We start from the raw sequence: 16,301 nt of genomic DNA, 5'->3' as shown, positions 1-16,301 counted from the left end.
TATTTTGAATTCCCCACTATATTTTTTCTGTGGTATTCCCTTTGGCATACAAAAACACCCCATTTCCTAAACAGTATACCATACTGTCTAACAAATGGGGTGCAGTTCAACCGGACGCGGCGCTGTTTTTTGCATATCATATAAAAATTCCCCGCGGGGGACACGGTCAGACCCTGCGCGGGGAGAGGTTCGGTAAACTTTTGCGGGACGGTTATTTCGTCCACTTGCGGAACTCGTCGTCGGTGCACTTGACGTAGTGGCTGCCGCTGACATGGTGGTTGGTGCCCTGGGTGTAGTCGATGCCGGAAGTGGCGTAGTCGTACGTCTCTGCACGCGGCGCTTCTCGACCACGGGGTTGGGCAGCGGGATGGCGGACAGCAGGCTGCGGGTGTAGGGGTGGATGGGATTTTCAAAAATCTCTTCCGTGGTGCCCGTCTCCAGCAGGTGGCCCAGATGGAGCACACCGATGCGGTCCGAGATGTACTTGACCATGGACAGGTCGTGGGCAATGAACAGGTAGGCCGTGCCGGTCTCCTGCTGGATGTCTTTCATCAGGTTGACCACCTGGCCTGGATGGACACGTCCAGTGCCGAGATGCACTCATCGGCAATGATGAGCTTGGGGTTCATGATGAGGGCACGGGCGATGCCCACACGCTGGCGCTGGCCGCCCGAGAACTGATGGGGGTAGCGCTCGGCGTGCTCCGGGGCCAGACCGACCTTGGCCAGAATGGCCTCGACCTTGGCGCGGCGCTCCTCCTGATTCTGATACATGTGGTGGATGTCCAGTCCCTCGCCGATGATGTCCTCCACCTTTTTGCGGGGGTTTAGGGAGGCCATGGGGTCCTGGAAGATCATCTGCATCTGAGTGCGCAGGGTGCTGTTCTGGCTGTGGTTCAGCTTGCCGCTGATATCCTGCCCGTCAAAGGTGATCTTGCCTGCGGTGGGGTCGTACAGCCGGATGATGCTGCGGCCGATGGTGGACTTGCCCGAGCCGGACTCGCCCACCAGACCGTACGTTTCACCGGGATAAATTTCAAAGCTGACATCGTCCACAGCCTTGACGGTAAAGTTTTTGTTTACCTTGAAATATTGCTTCAAGCCCTCGACTTTCAGCAGAGGGGTAGCACTTTGAGCTGCCATGTTACTCCGCCTCCTCGATCTTTTTTGCTTCCGCTTTCATGCGGGCAATGCGCTGGGCCAGCTCCGGCGGCATGTCCACCTTGGGAGCGCGGGGGTCCAGCAGCCAGGTGGCCGCATAGTGGGTATCGGTGATCTTGAACATGGGCGGGTCTACCTCGTCATCAATGTTCAGCGCAAAATGGTTGCGGGGGGCAAAGGCGTCGCCCGGCTTCTCATGCAGCAGGTTGGGCGGCGAGCCGGGGATGGTGTACAGGCGGTCGTCGGCGGTGTCCAGATCAGGCATGGCGGACAGCAGGCCCCAGGTGTAGGGGTGGCGGGGCTCATAGAAGATCTCGTCGATGGTGCCCGTCTCCACGATCTTGCCGGCGTACATGACGTCCACATAATCGGCGACTTTGGCCACAACGCCCAAGTCGTGGGTGATGTAGATGACCGAGATGCCGCGCTCTTTCTGGATGGAGCGGATCAGCTCCAGGATTTTGGCCTGAATGGTCACGTCCAGAGCGGTGGTGGGCTCATCACAGATGAGCAGGTCGGGGTCGCAGGCCAGCGCGATGGCGATGACCACGCGCTGCCGCATACCGCCGGACAGCTGATGGGGGTAGTTCTTCATCCGCTTTTCCGCATCGGTGATGCCCACCTCTTCCAGCAGTTCCACAGCCTTTTTGTAGGCCTGATCCTTGGGCATTTTGAAGTGCCAGAGCATTCCCTCCATGATCTGCTTGCCGATCTGCATGGTGGGGTCCAGGCTGGTCATGGGGTCCTGGAACACCATGGCGATCCGCTTGCCGTTGATGTGGCGGCGGATCCACTTTTTGTCTTTCTGCAGCAGGTCCACGGTCTCGGGGGAGCCGTCGGCGTGGTGGTAGCTGAACTGGATGGAGCCGCTGTTGACGATGGCGTTCTGGGCCAGGATGCCCATGGCGGCTTTCATGGTGACGGACTTGCCCGAGCCGGACTCGCCGACCAGAGCCACCGTCTCGCCCTTGTACAGGTCGATGTTCACGCCGCGGATGGCGTGGACCTTGCCTGCGGTGGTCTTAAAGGTGATGTCGAGGTCACGCACCGACAGCACCTGTTCTTTTTTGTTTTCAGGCATGGTGTGTTCCTCCTTACATGCTCTTCATCTTGGGGTCCAGTGCCTCGCGCAGACCATCGGCCACCAGGTTGAAACTGAGCATCAGCAGGCTCATGACCACGATGGGCGGGATGATCTGGTAGGGGTGGGTGGTAAAGCTGTTGTACAGCTCACTGATGAGCGAACCCAGCGAGCACTGGGGCACCGGGATGCCCAGACCCACGAACGAAAGGAAAGCCTCGGTAAAAATAGCGGTGGGGATGCTGAACATGACCTGGGTGATGATGGGTCCGATGATGTTGGGCAGGACTTCCTTAAAGATGATGAAGAAGCTGCCCGCACCCAGCGTGCGGGACGCCAGCACGAACTCCTGATCTTTCAGTTTGAGCATCTCGGCACGGGCAATGCGGCTCATGCCCACCCACTCGGTCAGCATCAGGGCAAAGATGATGGTGATCATGCCGGGCTGCAAGATCAGCAGCAGCAGGGTCACGATGACCAGACGGGGGATGCCGTTGGCCACTTCGAGGAAGCGCTGCATCAGCATATCCACTTTTCCGCCAAAGTAGCCTGAGATCAGGCCGTAACTCATGCCAATGACCATGTCGATGATGGCGGCAGCCACGGCGATGATGAGGGAGACGCGGGCACCCTCCCAGGTGCGGGTCCAGATGTCACGGCCATACAGGTCGCTGCCGAACCAGTAGTACACATCGTCCTTGCCTTTTTCGACGTAATTGTTGACGATCTTGGTGCCGGTGGTGGTGCTCATCTTCTCGCTGCCGTCCAGAATGCCGAAGCTCTCGATGCCCGGCACACGGGGGGCAAAGTTTTTCTGGCTCAGCTCCTGGCCGGAGTAGGTGTAGCTGTTCATGCCCGGGCCAAAGATGGCCAGCAGCACGATGAACACGATGAGGATGAGGCCCAGCACGGCGCTCTTCTTGCGGAAGAAGCGGATGCGGGCATCTTTCCAGAAGCTCTGGGCCGCAAAGTTGGAGTCCACGGCGATCTCATCGTCGTTGTGCTTGAGGGTGAAATCCGCCTCGTTGAACTTGTGCTCGGGGTACAGACCATCCACGGCCTGGGTGACGGCGGCGGCGGTGGATTCGCCGCCCAGCCGGATCGCTTTTTCTGCCATATCAGTCGTCCCCCTTTGCCAAACGGATGCGCGGGTCAATGATGCCGTACAGCAGGTCAACGACCAGCATGATGCCAATGTACATGGCGCTGTAGATAAAGCTCAGACCAATGACAACGTTGTAATCGTTGGACTGGATGGCCGTCACCAGCAGGCTGCCCACGCCGGGGATGGCGAAGATCTTTTCGACCACCAGAGAGCCGGTCATCAGGTCCACGATCAGAGGAGCCAGCACGGTGATGATGGGGATGAGGGCGTTGCGCAGCGCGTGACGGAAGATCAGCGCCGGGCCGGAGATGCCCTTGCTCTCGGCCAGCAGCATATAGTCGGAGTCCAGCACCTCGATCATCTCACTGCGGGTAAAACGGGCAATGGACGCCATGGTGAACATGGAGAGCGACACGCTGGGCAGCACGCTGGAACCAAAGATGTCTTTTGCGGAGAACAGCATGGGGAACCAGCGGAGCTTGAAGCCGAACGTATAGCTCAGTGCCAGCGCAAAGACGTAGGACGGCACCGAAACGCCGATGACCGAGATGATGGTGGCGACGGTATCAAAAATGGTGTCCCGCTTGAGGGCGGCGATGATGCCCAGCACCAGGCCCACCAGCGCGCCCAGCGTGACGGCCATGCCGCCGATCTGGATGGAGATGGGCAGGCGGGCCTGCACCAGCTGGGAGATGGGCGTGTTCTTGGAGATGTTGTAGCTCACGCCCAGGTCGCCCCGGAGCATGTTGCCCACATAGCGGAAGAACTGGATGTAGATGGGCTGATCCAGACCATACTTGGTGTACAGCGCAGCCCGCATGTCAGCGGTCAGCTTTTCATCGTTGAACGGGGAGCCGGGCATCAGCTGCATGAGGATGAACAGCACCAGCAGGATGGCCAGCAGCGTGAACAATGAGGTCAGAAGCCGCTTGAGCGTATATTTTTTCACGACGGGTGAACCCCCTTTTCTTTTGCAGCCGCGGTCAACCGTGCGCGAGCTGCGGACAGGTACAATGCCAAAAAGTCGCACAGTGGCTTTTGCGGGCCACTGTGCGGCCTTGTTCAGCAATGGATGTTCAATTAGACGCTCTTGGTGGTGCGCTTGTACACGCGGTTCAGAGCGCAGGGGTGATGCTCCACACCCTTGACGGCGGAGGAGATCATCTCGGCGTTGCACTGGCCGTACAGCGGGAAGATGACGGCCTGATCCAGCACGATGGCTTCCGCGTCGTACAGGGCAGCCCAGCGGCCCTCGGGGTCGGTGCACAGGTCACCGGTGGTGCACTCGGCGATGATGGCATCGTAGTCGGCGTCGCTCCACAGACCGTAGTTGTTGGAGTTGCCGGTGACCCACATGCCCAGATAGGTCATCGGGTCGGCGTAGTCGGGGCCCCAGCGGGTCAGGCCCAGCTGGAAGTTGCCGTCCTGCATATCCTGCACACGCTGTTTCTTGGGCTCCACGGCCAGGTTGACGGTCAGGCCCTCCAGCGTGGTCTCCAGCTGCTCCTTGACGACCTGTGCCACTTTCTGGGGGGCATCGTCGGCATCAACGACCATATCAAAGGTGAACGAATCCTTGCCCAGCTCGGCCTTGGCAGCCTCATAGAACTCCTTGGCCTTGTCCGGATCGTATGCGCAGGAATCTGCAAACTTGGTCTGGTCGGCGCTGAAATCGCTGCCGTCGGGGCCGGTTGCAAACTGTGCAGGCACAGCGGTGTAAGCAGGGGCGGAACCATCTTTCAGCACGTCGCCGGTAATGGCGTCGCGGTCCAGCGCAAAGGTCATGGCCTTGCGCAGGTTCAGGTTGGCCAGATCCGGCACAGCGTCCACGTTGGGGCTGATGTACCACAGGTAGCCGGCACCCACGCTGGTGAACTCGGGGTCATCCTTGACCTGATCGACCTGCTCGCCGTTCAGCAGGGTCATGTCCAGAGCACCGGTCTGGTAGCTCATCAGGGCCTGCTGGCTGTCCTTGATGACCTGATAAGCCAGACCATCCAGAGAAATGGAGTCAGCGTCGTAGTAATCGGGGTTCTTGGCCAGCTCGAACGCGGTAGCAGCGGGCTGGTAATCGGTCAGGATGAACGCGCCGTTGGACAGCACGGTGTCGGGGCTGGTGCCAAAGGTGTCGGCGCAGGTGTTATAGAATGCCTCATTGACGGGGTAGAACGTGGGGAAGTACATCAGGCTCAGGAAGTAGCTGACAGGAACATTCAGCTGGACCTCCAGGGTCTTGTCGTCCACAGCGGTCACGCCCAGGTCGGTAACGGGCTTCTCGCCGGCAATGATCTCAGCGGCGTTGACCACCTGACCAATGTCGGACAGCATGTAAGAATACTCGGAAGCGGTGGCGGGATCGACGGCGCGCTGCCAGCCGAACACGAAGTCCGCAGCCGTCACGGCATCGCCGTTGGACCACTTGGCATCGCGCAGGTGGAACGTGTAGGTCTTGCCGTCCTCACTGAGGTCATAGGTCTCTGCAATGGCGGGCACGGCAGAGCCGTCTGTATCCATCTGCATCAGGCCGTCGGTGTAATCGGCGATGACCTCAAAGGAGGTGCCGTCGGTGGCGACCTGCGGGTCCAGAGACTGGACCTCGGTCTCCAGCATGACGTTCAGGGTGCCGCCGGCAGCCGTGCCAGCAGCTGCGGAACTTGCACCGGAAGCTGCGGTAGAAGCAGCAGCCGTGGAGCTGGAAGAACCGCCGCAGGCCGTCAGGGCCAGAGCAGCAGCGGAGACACCTGCAGCAGCCAGGAAGCTGCGGCGCGAAATACGACGATCGAATTTCATAATATCTTTTCCCCTCTCTTCACCGCTTTAAAGCTATAAAGCGATATCTTCTAAAAAATGCACAGGGCGGTCTGCTCCCCCTCTGGAGCTTCACACACCTTTGTGCTATGGCTGCATTATACTCCCCGTTGCACAAAAAGAAAAGTGGTTTTTTGCTGTTTTGACGGAAAAGTGGGTGATTTCTGTGAAATGCCCAATGATGCAAAAAATCTGCTTGTTAATTTTTGTATAGTTTTGCTCTTGTGCTGTATCTGATACAAGGACAACTTAAACGAAATAAGTAGTACTTGTATTTTGCACAAGGACGAATCTTGCGGGCTGCTTTGTTTTTGAAAGAAAACGGCTCATTTTTCTTTCACACAACTTGAACAATCGTCATCTGTTTTTATACCAGAAACAAAAAGAGCCGCTGCAAACGCAGCGGCTCTGAAACGATGAGATTTTACTTTGCGTATTCGACGGCACGGCTCTCGCGGATGACGTTGACCTTGATCTGGCCGGGGTAATCCAGCGTGTCCTCGATCTTCTTGGCAATGGAGCGGGCCAGCAGGATGACCTGATCGTCGCTGATGACGTCGGGCTTGACCATGATGCGGACCTCACGGCCTGCCTGCACGGCAAAGGCCTGCTCCACACCCTCAAAGCTGGAAGAGATCTCCTCCAGGTTCTCCAGGCGCTTGACATAGCTCTCCACGTTCTCACGGCGGGCACCCGGGCGGGCAGCGCTGATGGCGTCGCAGGCCTGGATGATGAATGCCAGCGGGGTCTTGGGCTCCACGTCGCCGTGGTGGGCCTCAATGGCGTGGATGATCTGGGTGTTCTCTTTATACTTGCGGCAGATGTCCACACCGATCTGGACATGGCTGCCCTCGATCTCGTGGTCCAGTGCCTTGCCGATGTCATGCAGCAGGCCGGCGCGGCGTGCCAGCGTGACATTGACGCCCATCTCGCCTGCCAGCAGGCCGGCCAGCCAGGCCACCTCCATGCTGTGGGTCAGAGCGTTCTGGCCAAAGCTGGTGCGGTACTTCAGGCGGCCGATGAGCTTGATGAGGTCGGGGTGCAGGCCATGGATGCCAAGCTCCATCACGGCTTTCTCGCCTCCCGCTTCATCTGCAGCTCCAGGTCGTGGCGGCACTTCTCCACCGTCTCCTCAATGCGGGCGGGGTGGATGCGGCCGTCACCGATCAGGCGCTCCAGCGTCATGCGGGCCACCTCACGGCGGGTCTGGTCAAAGGAGGACAGGGTGATGGCCTCCGGGGTATCGTCGATGATGAGGTCCACGCCCGTGGCGGTTTCCAGCGCGCGGATGTTGCGGCCCTCGCGGCCGATGATGCGGCCTTTCATCTCGTCGCTGGGCAGCGGGACGACGCTGACCGTGGTCTCACTGCAGTGGTCGGCAGCGCAGCGGCTGATGGCCTGGCCCACCAGATTGCGGGCGATGTTCTCGCAGTTCTCTTTCAGGTCGGTCTCATAGGCGGCCACACGGACAGCCTTTTCGTGGGTGAGCTCCTCATCCACCTTGTGCAGCAGCACCTCGCGGGCGTCTTCCTGGCTCAGGCCGGCCAGCGTTTCCAGCCGCTCCATCTCCTTGGCGCGCAGGGCGTCTACCTCGGCCAGATGGGCGTCGGCTTCCTCGTGCTTCTTTTTCAGTTCCTCTTCCTTGCGCTCCAGCGCTTCGGTCTTGCGGTCGAGGGCGGTCTCTTTCTGGTCCACGCGGTTTTCCTGGCGGCTGATCTCGGCGCGGCGCTGCTTGATCTCCTTGTCGGCTTCGGCTTTCTGGGCGTCCACTTCGGCTTTCAGCTTGAATGCCTCGTCTTTTGCTTCCAGGATGGCTTCTTTTCGTTTCTGGTCTGCGGTCTTGATCGCTTCGTTCACCAGGCGGGTAGCCTCGGCCTCGGCACTGCCGATCTGAGCCTCAGCGGTTTTTTTACGGTTGTTATAACCAATAAAATAACCCGCGGCACCTGCCACAACGGCGATCACGACTACGACCACAATCACTGCGATTGTGGGCATCGTGTTCACTCTCCTCAAAAAATCAAATTTAATGAGACGCTGCGAAACAGGGCGTGGGTTTTTGAAAAAATCCAGCTTTCAACGGAAAAGTGACAACAAAACGATACGCAGAGGAGAAAACTCCCCCTGCGGGCGGAATGATGCAGCTTTTTGATTTACAAGTTTATCTTATAAAAACGGGCAGATGAAGCCCCATTGAAATATTGGTTGCGGAATGCCCCGGCACGCAGCGTCAAGGATTCCATACTACTATCTATATTACGAGAGATTCCGGACATTGTCAAGGGAGAAGCTTGTTTGAAGGCGAATTATTTTGAAAAATATTTTACTCCAGATACATCCGGCGCAGCCGCATGAGGCGGGCGGGGGTCAGGCCGTACTCGGCTCCAGGTAGCGTCGGTGGTGCCGTACTGCTCCCGGATGGTCTGTAAGACGAACGGCCCGTCGTCCGGGTGGACGCCCGAGATGCCCAGGTAGAAGTATTTCTGCTCCGGTCGGGCGGCGATCTCCTCGGCGTGCTCGGCCCACAGGGCCTCGATCTCTTCCTTGCGGCAGGTGTTGGACTGGACGAAATCGGCGCAAATGGTCTCATCGGAAGCGCCGAGGGCCAGCAGGATGAGCATGGCTGCCACGCCTGTGCGGTCCTTACCGCCGGAACAGTGGAAGAGGACGGGCGTTTCACCGGCTTCCAGCGCCCGGAACAGCTCCTTGAACGCTTTGTTGCCGTGGAGCATCCGCTCGTACATGGCCCGGGCCATCCGGTTGCCCTCGTCGGGCATCCCTTTCAGCAGGGTGAAGCGGTCTTCCGGGGAGAAATCCACTTCTTTGCCGTCTTCGAGGCAGAGGCCGCAGATCTGCACCAGCCGGGCACCGTCCGGCACATAGTCCGGGGCCGCGGCGGCTTCGGTGCCGCTGCGCAGGTCAAGGATGAGGCGGAGGCCCAGGCTGTCCAGCAGCTTGCGGTCCGCCGCGCTGGTCAGGCAGGCCGTGGTGATGCCGCGGTAGATCTGCCCCCATTTGACGTGCTTGCCCTCGTCGGCCTCATAGCCGCCCAGCTCCCGGAAGTTGTGTCCGCCCGCAAAAGGCAGGGGGGTGCCGGGTGCCGGGTGCACGGGTGCGGCAGCGGCCGGGGCGGTGCTGGAAAGCACCGGGAAGTTGTAGAACGGCTTGGCCGGGCGTCCGCGGCGGGGCGGCAGGCTGGCGGCCCCGCCCAGCACCTCCATCAGATAGCTGCGGAGCAGGTCGATGTAGGCGGAACTGTGGTCCCGGCGCTGCACCAGCGAGACACAGAGTGGGGGCAGGTCTTCCAGCAGGACGTCCCGCACCCGGTCCAGCTCCCGCCGGGCCCCCGGCTCGTACCGGGTCAAGCAGGTGCAGAGCTGCTCCTGGACCAGATAATAAGCCTGATAGAAGCTGGGGCCCACCTCCGCGTCCGGCGCAAAGCCTGCCCGGGCGCAGCTGTCCCACAGGGGGGCAAACAGATCCTGCCGCAGGCTGGGCAGCAGCACGCGCTGGCCCCGCAGCTCGGCGAGGGGAACGCTCTCTTTCTCCCAGAATGGGTGCCCCCGGGGCACCAGCAGGCAGGCGGGGTCGGCCCGGAGGGTGGTGCGGGCCAGCACCTTGGCGGCGCAGCCAGGTCCATGACAAGGCCGGCGTCCAGCTCTCCCTGCTCCACGCCATCGGCCACGGCATCGTTGGCCAAAAGGCGGAACCGCATTGCAATGTGGGGGTACTGCTGGCGGAATTTGTCCAGCTGCGTTTCCAGCCCGGGCAGGTAGTCCGGCACGAGGGACACGCTGATGCCGATGCGGACGGGCTGGGCAGACTGGATCTCCGCGTGGAGGGCGGCCTGCATCTGCTGGAACTGCTCCACCACCGGCGCGGCATGGCGCTGCAGGCTCACGCCCCGGTCGGTGAGGGAGAGCTTGTGGTGGGCGCTGACGAACAGCGGGCCGCACAGCTCGGCTTCCAGCGCGGTGATGCACTGCCGCAGTGCCTGGCGCGACAAAAACAGCCGCTGGGCGGCGCGGGTATAATTCATCTCTTCGCACAGGACCAGAAAATAGTGCAGCTGGCGGATATCCATGGGCCCCTCCTGAAAGCAGTGCTGCGGATGCACTGTAATATATTAAAGAATAACGCGGTTTCCGTGAATTGTAAAGAAGATGGGAATAAAAAACATGAAAATACGCAACCAGACCGCAGTTTGGTTGACAGGGCATTCACAAGGTGGTATCATTAAACTCGCCTGAATCTAAAAGTATAATAACATACCAGCTTGATAGGTTTTGTGGCAAAACAGCCCGGCACCCTTTCAACCGGGCGGATGATAAAAGGAGATTTCACCATGGCATCTAAATATTCCATCAGCCGCCGCAGCTTCCTGAAAGCCGTCGGCGCAGGCTCTGCCGCTGTGGCAGCAGCCGGTGTCCTGACCGCCTGTGGCGGCTCTTCCAGCAGCACCGCATCCTCTTCTGCAGCATCCACTGCACCTGCTACCACGGAGCTGGCCGCGAAGCAGGTGCTGAACCTGACCTATACCGATCTGGCCCTCATTGATGTCAACGATGTCCGCAACGCCAACGAGTTTGAAGTGCTGACCGCTGTGCAGGAGGGCCTGTTCCGCACCTTTACCGATGAGAACGGTGTGGATGTGGTCGAGAACGCGGGCTGCGAGAGCTACGATGTCTCCGACGACGGCCTGACCTATACGTTCCACCTGCGTGAGGGCATGGTCTGGAGCGATGACCAGCCCGTGACCGCCCAGAACTATGTGGACAGCTGGCTGCGTCTGGTCAACCCCGACCTGGCTTTCAGCTACGCGTTCCTGGCTTACGGCATCGTGGGCGCGGAGGATTACTGCGAGAACGGCGGCAAGCTGGAAGATGTGGCTGTGGAGCTGGTGGATGACCTGACTTTCAAGGCTACCCTGACCACCCCGGACCCCGCCTTTATTAAAAAGGTTGGCATGGTCTGCTTCTACCCCGTCCGCAAGGACCTGATCGATGCAGCTGAGGCCGCGGGCGGCAACTGGACCAACGATTATACCCTGCACGTTTATAATGGCCCGTTCTACATCAGCGACCGTGTGCTGGAAAACAACATGACCCTGAAGAAGAACGAGAAGTATTGGAACGCCGACGAGGTCACCCTGACCCAGATCAATCTCCGTGTCGTCGATGAGACTTCTACCCAGGCTCAGCTGATGGAGAGCCAGCAGATCGATGTGCTGAAGCTGACCGATTTTGAGTATGTGGACCGCTGGCAGAATAAGGTTGCTGACGGTACGTTCCAGTACTTTGGCAAGGACGAGCCCAGTGTGAACTATCTGGTGCTGAACCAGCACACCGAGGACGGCGCGACCGGCGGCCCCTCCGGCGTGATGCTGAACCCCAAGTGCCGCAAGGCCATTGCACTGGCCTTTGACCGCGAGGAGTTCAACGCCATGTTCAAAGAGGGCCTGGTTACCACCGCTTACGGCGTCATCCCCTACGGCATCACCGTGGGCGAGCAGGAGTTCCGCGCGGCCAATCCGGAACCCTATGCAGACGAGGATACTTCTTCCGATACCATCAAGGCCCTGTTTGAAGAGGGCATGGCCGAGGCCGGCGTGGCAGGCACTGTCTCTGACGTGACCCTGACCGTCATCTCCTATGGTGCCACCACCGAGAAGACCAGTCAGCTGGAGTGGTTCAAGCAGCAGCTGGAGGGGAACCTGGGCGTCAAGGTCCAGATCGACACCTACCCCGATTCCAGCACGTTCGTGGCTGCCCGCAATGCCCAGCAGTACGATTTCTACCTGCAGGGCTGGAACGGCGACTACAACGACCCCATGACGTTCTTTGAGCTGTGGGTCACCGGCAACGGCTACGCCAAGTTCATGGGCGGCTACTCCAACCCCGAGTACGACGAGATGATCGAGAAGGCCGGCGCCAGCCAGGACGATGCCGAGCGCATGGAGCTGTTCGGCAAGGCTGAGAAGCTGCTGCTGGACGAGGGCGGTCTGGTGCCTCTGTACTATGATAACAGCCAGATCTATGTCCAGGGCTACGTCTCCGGCCTGAGCATGCCCATGTTTGGTTCTGACTTCGAGTTCTCTCGTGTCAAGATCCTGGCACACTGATCCCGATAAAACTCTCGCTTTTGGAGAGAGCGGGGAGAGCCACAGCGTTCTCCTCGCTTATTTTTGTATTCCGGGGTCACCCCGATGCCCGGATAAAAAGAGGATTTAGCTGCTATGAAAATGCTACAATATACGGTGAAACGGTTTGTGATCATGCTGTTCACCCTGTTCATCATCGCAACAGCAACGTTCTTCCTGCTGGCAGCCACCCCCGGTGATGCCCTCTCGGCCCGCGTGGAAAAGCTGCCTGACAGCGTGGCTGCCCGCATGTATGCGAAATACGGCCTGGACAAGCCCGTGATGGAGCGCTACGTTATCACCATGAAAGGCCTTGTCCACGGCGATTTTGGCGAGTCTATCATTTATGAGGGCCAGACCGTCCAGTCCATCATCAAGGAAAAAGCCCCCATCTCGGCCCGGCTGGGCATCCAGCAGATGCTGCTGGGCGTTTCCCTCGGTCTGGCACTGGGCGTGCTGGCAGCCGTGAAAAAGGGCTCGTTCTGGGATTATCTCGTCGTGGCCCTGTCCATTTTGCTCATCTCCGTGCCAAACCTGGTGTTTGCGCTATTGCTGCAACAGGTGTTTGCGGGCAAGCTGGGGTGGTTCCCGGTCATCGGCTGGCCCAGTGACCACCTGTGGACCAGCGGCTGGAACTACACCGTGCTGCCCACGCTGGCGGGCTGCTTTGGCTACATCGCGTCCTATGCCCGCCTGCTCAAGGCCAGTATGCTGGATGTCATGAATCAGGATTACATCCTGACGGCCGAGTCCAAGGGCCTCACCCACCGGGAGGTCATCTTGCACCACGTCCTGCGCAACTCGTTCATCCCCATCGTGACCAACCTCCCCATGAGCGTGGCCATGTGCATCACCGGCTCGTTTTTCATTGAGAGCGTCTTCTCCATCCCGGGCCTGGGCCTGTACTACGTCAATGCCGTGGCGGCACAGGATGTCACCATCGTCATGGGCGAGACAGTCATTCTGGCAGCGCTCTACATCATCGTGGTCTTTGTGACCGATATTCTGTACACCGTCGTCGATCCCCGCATCCGGATCCGCGGCGGCAAGCGGTAAGGAGGCGCGGCATTATGAGTGAAACTGCAAAATTCCTCACCCCGGAGCAGGCAGCCCGGGTGGACCACAGCCGCTTTGACGCGGAAAAGATCGACCGTCCCACCATCACCTACTGGCAGGGCGCGTGGCGCCGACTTAAGAAGAACCCGCTGGCTGTCGTCGCCATGGTGATGCTGGCCGTGGTCCTCTTCTTCGTGCTGCTGGGCCCCACCATCAACGGCCAGGAGTACATCAAGATCAACGCGTCCATCAAGAATACGGCTCCGAACAGTGCCAACTGGTTTGGCACCGACACCATGGGCCGTGATATCTTCTGCCGTGTCTGGATCGGCGCCCGGCTGTCCCTCATCGTGGCACTGGTCTGCTCCACCATCCAGATCGTGGTGGGCTGCGCCTATGGCGGTGTCATGGCTTACTTTGGCGGCACCGTGGACAGCGTGATGATGCGTATTATTGAGGTCATCACCTCGTTCCCCTCCCTGCTCATCACCCTGCTCATCATGATGGTGGTGGGCCAGAACGTGGGCGGCCTGCTGTTTGCCATGTGCATCACCTCCTGGTGCGGCACGGCCCGCCAGATGCGCGGCCAGCTCATGCAGCTGCGGGAATCCGAGTATGTGCAGGCGGCCCAGATGATCGGTGCCTCCCCGGTCCGCATCATCATCAAGCACCTGCTGCCCAACACCGTCAGCATCCTGATCCTGAACCTCTGCTCCAGCATCCCCAGCTATATCTTTACCGAGGCCAGCCTGAGCTTCCTCGGCATGGGCCTGTCCAGCGATGTCATCAGCCTGGGCGTCCTCATCAGCCAGGGCAAGGCCAAGATGGATTTCTACCCCTGGCAGCTGTTCTTCCCGGCGGCAGTGCTCTGCATTGCGGTGCTGGCGTTCAACCTGTTGGGCGATGGTCTGCGCGACGCGCTGGACCCCCGCACCATTGAATAAGGAGGCTGCGACATGAGTGAAAAACTGTTGGAAGTCAAAAACCTGCGGGTCTCCTACCACACCTATGCCGGTGAGGTACAGAGCGTGCGCGGCGTCAGCTTTACGGTAAACAAAGGCGAGACGGTGGCCGTTGTTGGTGAGTCCGGCTGCGGCAAGTCTGTTACGGCCAAGAGCATCATGCGGCTGATCAAAACGCCGCCCGCTGAGATCAAAGAGGGCAGTGAAATTATCTTTGACGGCGAGGATGTGCTCCAGTTCAACGAAAAGCGCCTCTGCGCCTACCGCGGCGGCGAGGTGGCCATGGTGTTCCAGGACGCGCTGGCGGCCCTGAACCCCACCATGACCGTGGGCAACCAGATCATTGAGAACCTGCGCCACCACACCAAGCTGAGCAAAAAAGAGGCCAAGGCCCGTGCCGTGGAGCTGCTGCGGATGGTGGGGATCCCCCAGCCGGAGAGCCGGGTGGACCAGTACCCGCACGAGTTCTCGGGCGGGATGCGCCAGCGCGTTATGATCGCCATTGCGTTTGCCTGCGACCCCAAGCTGCTCATCGCCGATGAGCCCACCACGGCCCTGGATGTGACCATTCAGGCCCAGATCATCGACCTCATCAAGGCGCTGCAGAAAGAAAAGAACGCCTCGGTCATCCTCATCACCCACGACCTGGGCGTTGTGGCCAATATCGCGGACCGCATCGTGGTCATGTACGCCGGCCAGATCGTGGAGCGGGGCACCAGCATTGAGGTGTTCCACCACCCGCGCCACCCCTACACCAACGCCCTGCTGGAAGCAGTGCCCCGCCTGGACCTGCAGAACAAGCAGCAGCTGGCCAGCATCGAGGGCACCCCGCCTGACCTGATCGCGCCGCCCAAGGGCTGCCCGTTCTGCACCCGGTGCAAGTATTGCATGGAGATCTGCTGCGAGCAGCAGCCCCCGGTGCTGAATTTTGGCGACGGCCACGAGGCAAGCTGCTGGCTGTATAAGCTGGAAACGCCTGCCGCCGACGCACCCTTTACACAGGAGGCCCACTATGAAGGATAATGTTGTGCTGGAAGTCAGCCACCTGAAAAAATACTTCGATCTCGGCCATGGCCGCACCCTGCACGCGGTGGACGACGTTTCGTTCAGCATCCGTGAGGGCGAGACGCTGGGCCTGGTGGGCGAGTCCGGCTGCGGCAAGACCACCTGCGGCCGCACCTGCCTGGGCATGTACAACAAGACCGATGGACAGGTGCTCTACCGGGGCAAGGACGTTCACGCCCTGAAAGGCAGTGAGCTGTTCGCTATAAGCGGGAGGCTCAGATGGTCTTCCAGGACCCGTACGCTTCCCTGGACCCCCGCATGACCGTCAGCGATATCATCGCCGAGGGCATGGATGTCCACCACCTGTATCAAAACAAGGCCGAGCGCGCCGAGAAAATTTACGGCCTGCTGGAAAAAGTGGGCCTGAACAAGGAGCACGCCAACCGCTTCATCCACGAGTTCTCCGGCGGCCAGCGCCAGCGCATCGGCATTGCCCGTGCCCTGGCCATGGAGCCCAAGTTCCTCGTGATGGACGAGCCCATCTCGGCGCTGGACGTTTCCATTCAGGCACAGGTCATCAACATGCTGATCCGCCTGCAAAAGGAGATGGGCCTGACCTACCTGTTCGTGGCCCACGATCTTTCCATGGTCAAGCACATCTCGGACCGTGTGGCCGTCATGTATCTGGGCCAGATCGTGGAGATCACCCGCTCGGAGGAGCTGTACAGCCACCCGCTCCACCCCTATACCCAGGCGCTGCTCTCGGCCATTCCCATCCCGGACCCCATCATTGAGGCCGAGCGGGAGACCAAGCGCATCCATCTGGAGGGCGAAGTCACCAGCCCCATCGACCCGGCTCCCGGCTGCCGCTTTGCCAGCCGCTGCCCCTACGCCACCGCCCGCTGCAAAGAAGCGACCCCCACCCTGAAAGAGGTGGGCACCGGCCACGAGGTGGCCTGCTTCCGGGTGACGGGCGAATAAGCGG

Annotated in this window: 9 protein-coding genes and 4 pseudogenes; 5 read left to right on the top strand and 8 right to left on the bottom strand. The window is 60.0% G+C overall.

Going from position 1 to position 16,301, the window contains the following annotated elements; translation table 11 throughout:
- Positions 1 to 211: 211 nt before the first annotated feature.
- The 8 genes and pseudogenes from DXA70_RS04275 to DXA70_RS15040 form a co-directional block, all read right to left on the bottom strand.
- Positions 212 to 1,142, bottom strand: a pseudogene (locus DXA70_RS04275) (ATP-binding cassette domain-containing protein).
- A 1-nt stretch (position 1,143) separates the two neighbouring features.
- Positions 1,144 to 2,241, bottom strand: a complete 1,098-nt coding sequence (locus DXA70_RS04270) for an ABC transporter ATP-binding protein (protein ID WP_112115512.1) — start codon at positions 2,239 to 2,241, stop codon at positions 1,144 to 1,146.
- A gap of 13 nt (positions 2,242 to 2,254) precedes the next feature.
- The gene (locus DXA70_RS04265) at positions 2,255 to 3,358 is read right to left on the bottom strand and encodes an ABC transporter permease (protein WP_128117698.1); all 1,104 of its coding nucleotides are present in this window, start codon (positions 3,356 to 3,358) and stop codon (positions 2,255 to 2,257) included.
- Position 3,359: 1 nt separating this feature from the next.
- On the bottom strand, positions 3,360 to 4,295 hold the full coding sequence (locus DXA70_RS04260) for an ABC transporter permease (RefSeq protein ID WP_022256926.1): 936 nt from the start codon (positions 4,293 to 4,295) through the stop codon (positions 3,360 to 3,362).
- 131 nt (positions 4,296 to 4,426) lie between these two features.
- Positions 4,427 to 6,136: a peptide ABC transporter substrate-binding protein gene (locus DXA70_RS04255; protein ID WP_128117697.1), complete on the bottom strand. Its 1,710-nt coding sequence runs from the start codon at positions 6,134 to 6,136 to the stop codon at positions 4,427 to 4,429.
- 442 nt (positions 6,137 to 6,578) lie between these two features.
- A pseudogene (gene rny / locus DXA70_RS04250) lies at positions 6,579 to 8,152 on the bottom strand (ribonuclease Y).
- 308 nt (positions 8,153 to 8,460) lie between these two features.
- Positions 8,461 to 9,726 carry a tyrosine-protein phosphatase gene (locus DXA70_RS04245; protein WP_278321311.1) on the bottom strand — a complete coding sequence of 422 codons (1,266 nt, stop codon included), beginning with the start codon at positions 9,724 to 9,726 and terminating at the stop codon, positions 8,461 to 8,463.
- A 59-nt stretch (positions 9,727 to 9,785) separates the two neighbouring features.
- Positions 9,786 to 10,238: pseudogene (locus tag DXA70_RS15040) on the bottom strand (LysR family transcriptional regulator); the annotation flags it as partial.
- 261 nt (positions 10,239 to 10,499) lie between these two features.
- Between DXA70_RS15040 and DXA70_RS04240 the strand changes: the two are divergent.
- The 5 genes and pseudogenes from DXA70_RS04240 (at position 10,500) to DXA70_RS04220 (ending at position 16,297) form a co-directional block, all read left to right on the top strand.
- Entirely contained in the window at positions 10,500 to 12,275 is a 1,776-nt protein-coding gene (locus DXA70_RS04240) for a peptide ABC transporter substrate-binding protein (protein WP_158565131.1), read from the top strand.
- 114 nt (positions 12,276 to 12,389) lie between these two features.
- Positions 12,390 to 13,349, top strand: a complete 960-nt coding sequence (locus DXA70_RS04235; protein WP_022256931.1) for an ABC transporter permease — start codon at positions 12,390 to 12,392, stop codon at positions 13,347 to 13,349.
- 14 nt (positions 13,350 to 13,363) lie between these two features.
- A complete protein-coding gene (locus DXA70_RS04230) occupies positions 13,364 to 14,293 on the top strand; it encodes an ABC transporter permease (RefSeq protein ID WP_128117695.1) in 930 nt (309 codons plus the stop codon).
- Positions 14,294 to 14,305: 12 nt separating this feature from the next.
- Positions 14,306 to 15,334, top strand: a complete 1,029-nt coding sequence (locus DXA70_RS04225) for an ABC transporter ATP-binding protein (protein WP_128117694.1) — start codon at positions 14,306 to 14,308, stop codon at positions 15,332 to 15,334.
- Positions 15,324 to 16,297 (top strand): annotated as a pseudogene (locus tag DXA70_RS04220) (oligopeptide/dipeptide ABC transporter ATP-binding protein). Before DXA70_RS04225 ends, DXA70_RS04220 begins: the two are co-directional and overlap by 11 nt.
- Positions 16,298 to 16,301: the final 4 nt, after the last annotated feature.

The sequence above is a fragment of the Faecalibacterium sp. OF04-11AC genome (assembly GCF_003460645.1).
Lineage (GTDB): Bacteria > Bacillota > Clostridia > Oscillospirales > Ruminococcaceae > Faecalibacterium > Faecalibacterium prausnitzii_I.
This window is presented reverse-complemented; position numbering and strand designations above follow the sequence as displayed.